Below are 6,450 nucleotides of genomic sequence, written 5' to 3' on the forward strand. Positions count from 1 at the left end.
GCGGTGCGCCCGGGGCCGGGGCCGGGGCCGTCAGGGTTTGGGGTGGGAGCGGGCCGCCTTGGTGAGGTGCTTGCGGTGGCGGGCGCGTTCGGCGCGGAGGCGGGCGTCGGTGCGGGCGGCGATGAAGTCGTTCTCGCGTTGGAGCTTGAGGTAGCTCTCCCAGCGGCGCTCGGGGAGGGTGCCGTCGGCGAGGGCGGCGCGGACGGCGCAGCGGGGTTCGGTGCGGTGGGAGCAGTCGCCGTAGCGGCACGCGGCGGCGATGGCGCTGATGTCGGCGAAGGCCTGGTCGATGCCTTCGCCGCCGAAGAGGCCGACGCCGCGCAGGCCGGGGGTGTCGATGACGGCGCCGCCGGACGGGAGCGGGACGAGTTCGCGGGCGGTGGTGGTGTGCCGGCCCTTCTCGTCGACGGAGCGGACCTGCTGGACCGTCATCGCCGACGTCCCGGTGAGGGCGTTGGTGAGGGTGGACTTGCCCGCGCCGGACTGGCCGATCAGGGCGCAGGAGCCGGTGGCCCGGGCGCGCAGTGCGTCCATCCCCTCGCCGGTCTCGGCGCTGACCGCCAGGACGGCGACCCCGGGGGCGATCGCCTCGACGTCCGCCCGGACGAAGTCGCCGTCGTGGACCAGGTCGGACTTGGTCAGGACTATCAGCGGTTCGGCCCCGGACTCCCAGGCGAGGGCGAGCAGGCGCTCGATCCGGCCGGGATCGGGTTCCGCGGCGAGCGAGACGGCGATCAGTACGGTGTCGACGTTGGCGGCCAGGACCTGGCCTTCGGAGCGCTTGTGGGCGCCCTTGCGGATGATCGCGGTGGTGCGGGGCAGCACCGCCGCGAGGGCGGGGGCGGGACGGGCGGCCGGGTCGAACGCGACCCAGTCGCCGGTGCACGGGTTGTGCGCGGTGTCGGCCGTCATGACCGGACGGGTGGCGGCGCGGCGCACGACCGGCTCGCCGCTCCCGGGGTCGACGAGCAGGACTTCGCAGCTGCCGCGGTCCATCCGGACGATCCGCCCGGGCAGCAGCCCGGCGGCGGCGAACGGGGCGAACGCGGCGGCCCGGTCGTCCGTCCAGCCGAGGCCGGCGAGCGGGTGCGCGGGGGGAACGGAGGACGCGGGAGGAGGAGCGGGCACGGGGAGGGGGCGGGCGGGGGCCTGCACGGTGATCAACGGGACCCTTCGGGGAGCGGGCGGCCCCGGCCGGAGGGCGTCAGCGGAGGTGCGACGCCGGGAGACGGCGGGCCGGGGGCCGGGGGGTGGTGGACTCGCTGGACTTCTGGACGCGGTGGCGGACACCTGCGAGAACGGGCCTCACGGTCCTCACCTCCTTCCTCTCCGGACACGCCTCGCGCACCCCGCCCTGGGGCGCGCTCGATCGGCGGACGCCACGCTAGTACCCGCCCGCCCCCCGCGCCACCGATTTTCCGCACCCCTCCGCGAAACCCCAACTCGCCCACCCCGGAAGGAAGTTGGCGGAAATCCCGGACGCAAGGGTGGAGTTGGCGGCATTGGCGACACGCACGACGGCGCCCACGGCGGTACGCCCGACGACGACGCGTCCGACGGCGCGTCCAACGGCGCGCCCGGCAGCGCGCACGGCACCGGGAACGGCGCCGCCGGCGGGTGACGGCCCTGGCCGCCCGCTCACCGCCCGGAGCGCCGGCGGCGCCGGGCGCCGCCGAGCCGGCGCCGGATGTCGCCGTACGGGAGGAAGGAGGCCCAGCGCTCCGGGTACTCACTGGGGACGGGCTCGTCGTCGTCCTCGTCGAAGAGGTCCTCGTCGTGGCCCTCGGCGAGGCCGAACTGGCGGGCCCGTTCGGCGCGTTCGACGGCCCGGCGGGCGGCGGCCTCGCGGCCGCGCTGGACGGCGACGTCCTCGGCGATCCGCTCGTTCTCGGCGCGGGCGTCGGCGGTCTCGACGGTGGGCCAGCGGCGGTCGATCGCGGCGTTCATGGCGGCGCCGATGAGCACGGCCAGCGCCACCACGAAGATCCACAGCAGCACGGCGACCGGGGCGGCGAGCGAGCCGTAGACGGAGTGGCCCTCGACCGAGCTGACCAGGTAGAGCCGGAGCGCGACGCTGCAGACCACCAGGACCAGCAGGGCGACCAGCGCGCCGGGGATGTCCTCGCGCCAGGGCGTGGAGACCGGGACGGCCACGTGGTAGAGGGTGGTGAGGGAGAGCACCAGCAGGATGATCGCGGCGGGCCAGTACAGGCCGTTGATCACTCCGGCCCAGCTCTGGAAGGTGCCGATCAGCAGCCCGGGCCCGGCCACCAGCAGCGGCAGCACCAGGGAGCCGATCACCAGCGCGCCCAGGTAGAGGCCGAGCGACATCAGCCGGGTCTTGACCAGGCCGCGCTTGCCGTCGAGGCCGTACATCACGGTGATGGTGTCGATGAAGATGTACAGCGCCCGGGAGCCGGACCAGAGCGAGAGCAGGAAGCCGATCGAGATCAGGTCCGGCCGGGCGCTGTCGAACACGTCGCGCAGCAGGGGTTGGACGATCTCGTCGATGGAGCTCGGTGAGAGCACCGTCCCAGCTGCTGAGACGATGTCCTGCTTGAGCTTGTCGATCGTCCCGGCCCCGAGGATGTCGTCGAGGTAGCCGAGGGTGCCGGCCAGGCAGAGCAGCAGCGGCGGGATGGAGAGGAGGGTGAAGAACGCCGCCTCGGCCGCGAGTCCGGTGACCCGGTACTCCACGCAGGTGTTGGTGGTGTCCTTCACCAGCGCCCACGCGGTGCCGTGCCAGGTGCTGCGCTTCGCGGCGCGGCGCCGTCCGCCGCGCCGGCGGGAGGGCCGGTCGCCGGTCGGCCCGGGTCCTCCGGCCGGGTGGGGGGTACTGCCTGCTGCTCGCACGCCCCTACGGTATCGGCCCCGGCCGCGCGGCCCGAGCGGCCCTGCCGGGAACCGGCGGCCCGCCGGGGGAACGCGGAGGAACGCAGCGGGAGACCGGGGGGACGGCAGGGGGGCGGCAGGGGACTTGGAGGAGCACGCGGGGGGCCCACGGAGGGCGCGGACCGGCCGAGAACGGCCACTGTCCCAGCATGCGGAACGATGGAGTCCAGGATTCGGACGTTAGTGGACCGCGAGTCGCTCGCCGTGCGAATCTCTTGCCATGTCTAGCGCCGGAACCACCCTAGTTGGCCGACTCCACGTCGACCTCCTTCGCGTGTCCAGCGCCATCTGTCCGGTGACCTGAGCCCTTCGTACGCCGCAGCGCACCGGCGCCATCCCCGCCGTCGCGGATGCGCGCAAGACCCTGCCCCGGCCAGCGTCACCCTCTCCCGCCGCCTGCTGAGACACCGCAGGTGGGAGCGGGCCGCGTCCGGGGGCCGCCAAGCAGCACCCCGCACCTGCCAAGCCGCTCAAAGGACTGACACCATGGCCCGCACTCCCGAAACGGTCGAGCCTCAGGACGGCGCCGCGCCCGCGGCCCGCCCCGCCGCCCGCAAGGTGACCCGCCACCGCGGCGAGGGCCAGTGGGGCATGGGGCACTTCACGCCCCTCAACGGCAACGAGCAGTTCAAGAAGGACGACGACGGTCTCAACGTGCGGACACGCATCGAGACGATCTACTCCCAGCGCGGCTTCGACTCGATCGACCCGAACGACCTGCGCGGCCGGATGCGCTGGTGGGGCCTGTACACCCAGCGCAAGCAGGGCATCGACGGCGGCAAGACCGCCCTGCTGGAGCCGCACGAGCTGGACGACGAGTACTTCATGATGCGGGTGCGCATCGACGGCGGCCAGCTGACCACGGCCCAGCTGAAGGCGATCGGCGAGGTCTCCGAGCAGTACGCCCGCGGCACCGCCGACCTGACCGACCGCCAGAACGTCCAGTACCACTGGGTGCGGATCGAGGACGTCCCGGCGATCTGGCAGAAGCTGGAGGCCGTCGGCCTGTCCACCACCGAGGCGTGCGGCGACTGCCCGCGCGTGGTGATCGGCTCCCCCGTCGCGGGCATCGCCGAGGACGAGATCATCGACGGCAGCTGGGCGATCGACGAGATCAACCGGCGCTACATCGGCAGCAAGGAGTTCTCCAACCTGCCGCGCAAGTTCAAGACCGCGATCTCCGGCTCGCCGCTGCTGGACGTGGTGCACGAGATCAACGACGTCGCCTTCGTCGGCGTGGTCCACCCCGAGCACGGCCCGGGCTTCGACCTGTGGGTCGGCGGCGGCCTGTCCACCAACCCGAAGCTGGGCGTCCGGCTCGGCGCGTGGGTGCCGCTGGAGGAGGTCCCGGACGTCTGGGCCGGCGTGATCGGCATCTTCCGCGACTACGGCTACCGCCGCCTGCGCACCCGCGCCCGGTTGAAGTTCCTGGTCGCCGACTGGGGCCCGGAGAAGTTCCGCCGGGTCCTCCAGGACGAGTACCTCAAGCGCGAACTCGTCGACGGCCCCGGCCCGCAGGAGCCCAGCGGCCGCTGGCGCGACCACGTCGGCGTGCACCGGCAGCAGGACGGCAACTTCTACGTCGGCTTCGCCCCGCGGGTCGGCCGGGTCAACGGCAAGCTGCTCACCCAGGTCGCCGACCTGGCCGCCGAGCACGGCTCCGGCCGCCTGGCCACCACCGTCGAGCAGAAGCTGATCGTCCTCGACGTCGCCGAGGAGAAGGTCGCCTCGCTGGTGGCCGGCCTGGAGGCGCTGGACCTGCGGGTCACCCCGTCCACCTTCCGCCGCGGCACGATGGCCTGCACCGGCATCGAGTACTGCAAGCTGGCGATCGTCGAGACCAAGGGCCGCGGCCAGTCCCTGATCGACGAACTGGAGCGCCGCCTGCCGGAGTTCGACGAGCCGCTGAGCATCAACATCAACGGCTGCCCGAACGCCTGCGCCCGCATCCAGACCGCCGACATCGGCCTCAAGGGCCAGCTGGTCACCGACGGGAACGGCGAGCAGGTCGAGGGCTTCCAGGTGCACCTGGGCGGCGCGCTCGGCTTCGAGAACGCCGGCTTCGGCCGCAAGATCCGCGGCCTGAAGGTCACCAGCGCCGAACTGCCCGACTACGTCGAGCGCCTGCTGACCCGCTACCAGGCGGACCGTCAGGACGGCGAGCGGTTCGCCCAGTGGGCGGTCCGGGCGAGCGAGGAGCAGCTGTCGTGAGTGAGCGCGCCGCCCCCTTCTACTGCCCGTACTGCGGGGACGAGGACCTGCGCCCGTCCGAGAGCGGTCACGGCGCGTGGGAATGCCGGGCGTGCCGTCGGGGCTTCCAGTTGAAGTTCCTCGGACTGCTGCCAACGACCGACGGGGGCACCGGACATGACGACCACCACTGACGACTACGAGGCGATGGCCCTGCGGGCCGGCCGCGAGCTGGAGGAGGCCACCGCGCAGGAGGTCCTGCGCTGGGCCGCCGACACCTTCGGCAAGCGCTTCTGCGTGACCTCCTCGATGGAGGACGCGGTGGTCGCCCACCTCGCCTCCACCGCCCTGCCCGGCGTGGACGTGGTCTTCCTGGACACCGGCTACCACTTCCCGGAGACCATCGGCACCCGGGACGCGGTCGCCGCGACCATGCGGGTCAACGTGATCACGCTGACCCCGAAGCTCACCGTGGCCGAGCAGGACGCCCGGTACGGGCCGCACCTGCACGACCGCGACCCGGACCGGTGCTGCGCGCTGCGCAAGGTCGAGCCGCTCAACCGCGGCCTGGGCGGCTACGACGCCTGGGCCACCGGCCTGCGCCGCGACGAGTCGCCGTCCCGCGCCGACACCCCCGTGGTGGCCTGGGACGCCAAGCGCCGCAAGGTGAAGATCGCCCCGATCGCCCGCTGGACCCAGGACGACGTGGACGCCTACGTCCAGGCCAACGGGGTGCTGCTGAACCCGCTGCTGTGGGAGGGCTACACCTCGATCGGCTGCTCGCCGCTGTCCTGCACCGCCAAGCCCGGCGAGGGCGAGGAGGGCCGGGCCGGCCGCTGGGCGGGCTCCGGCAAGACCGAGTGCGGCATCCACCTCTGAACCCGCCTCCCCCGTACGTGAACCACCGTTACCGACCGTCAGGAGTGACCACCGTGACCACCGCCGAGACTCTGGCCTCGGGCCGCGAGCGCGGCGCCACCGTGTGGCTGACCGGCCTGCCCAGTGCGGGCAAGACCACCCTCGCGTTCGCGCTGGCCGAGCGGCTGCGGGCCGAGGGGCACCGGGTCGAGGTGCTGGACGGTGACGAGATCCGCGAGTTCCTCTCCAAGGGCCTCGGCTTCACCCGCGAGGACCGGCACACCAACGTCACCCGGATCGGCTTCGTCGCCCAGAAGCTCGCTGCCAACGGCGTCAAGGTGCTCGCCCCGGTGATCGCCCCGTTCGCCGACTCCCGCGCCGCGGTGCGCGAACGGCACGCCGACCACGGCACCGAGTTCCTGGAGATCCACGTCGCCACCCCGGTCGAGCTCTGCTCCGAGCGGGACGTCAAGGGCCTCTACGCCCAGCAGGCCGCCGGTGAGATCTCCG

The 6,450-nt window shown here is 73.1% G+C and carries 6 protein-coding genes; 4 read left to right on the forward strand and 2 right to left on the reverse strand.

Translation table 11 applies throughout. From position 1 onward, the window contains the following. Positions 1–30: 30 nt before the first annotated feature. Entirely contained in the window at positions 31–1,164 is a 1,134-nt protein-coding gene (rsgA, locus tag K353_RS17245) for a ribosome small subunit-dependent GTPase A (protein ID WP_370447618.1), read from the reverse strand. Between the two features lie 474 nt (positions 1,165–1,638). Continuing rightward, complete coding sequence (locus tag K353_RS17250; protein ID WP_111554470.1) at positions 1,639–2,853, reverse strand: YihY/virulence factor BrkB family protein; 1,215 nt, start codon at positions 2,851–2,853, stop codon at positions 1,639–1,641. A gap of 259 nt (positions 2,854–3,112) precedes the next feature. Here K353_RS17250 and K353_RS37200 point away from each other — a divergent pair, with 259 nt between their 5' ends. The 4 genes from K353_RS37200 to cysC all read left to right on the forward strand — a co-directional run. Beyond that, positions 3,113–3,196, forward strand: a complete 84-nt coding sequence (locus tag K353_RS37200) for a putative leader peptide (protein WP_318264789.1) — start codon at positions 3,113–3,115, stop codon at positions 3,194–3,196. Positions 3,197–3,378: 182 nt separating this feature from the next. Beyond that, the gene (locus K353_RS17255) at positions 3,379–5,103 is read left to right on the forward strand and encodes a nitrite/sulfite reductase (protein ID WP_305000311.1); all 1,725 of its coding nucleotides are present in this window, start codon (positions 3,379–3,381) and stop codon (positions 5,101–5,103) included. 156 nt (positions 5,104–5,259) lie between these two features. Next, positions 5,260–5,961, forward strand: a complete 702-nt coding sequence (locus tag K353_RS17260; protein ID WP_111554471.1) for a phosphoadenylyl-sulfate reductase — start codon at positions 5,260–5,262, stop codon at positions 5,959–5,961. Positions 5,962–6,014: 53 nt separating this feature from the next. Further along, positions 6,015–6,450 (forward strand): adenylyl-sulfate kinase (cysC, locus tag K353_RS17265; RefSeq protein WP_111554472.1); only part of this gene is annotated, 436 nt, incomplete at its 3' end.

This window comes from Kitasatospora sp. SolWspMP-SS2h (genome assembly GCF_003259315.1).
GTDB lineage: Bacteria > Actinomycetota > Actinomycetes > Streptomycetales > Streptomycetaceae > Kitasatospora > Kitasatospora fiedleri.

Coding starts and splice junctions, on each gene's coding strand:
- K353_RS37200 (WP_318264789.1), top strand. CDS start 3,113: ATGTCTAGCGCCGGAACCACCCTAGTTGGCCGACTCCACGTCGACCTC.
- K353_RS17255 (WP_305000311.1), top strand. CDS start 3,379: ATGGCCCGCACTCCCGAAACGGTCGAGCCTCAGGACGGCGCCGCGCCC.
- K353_RS17260 (WP_111554471.1), top strand. CDS start 5,260: ATGACGACCACCACTGACGACTACGAGGCGATGGCCCTGCGGGCCGGC.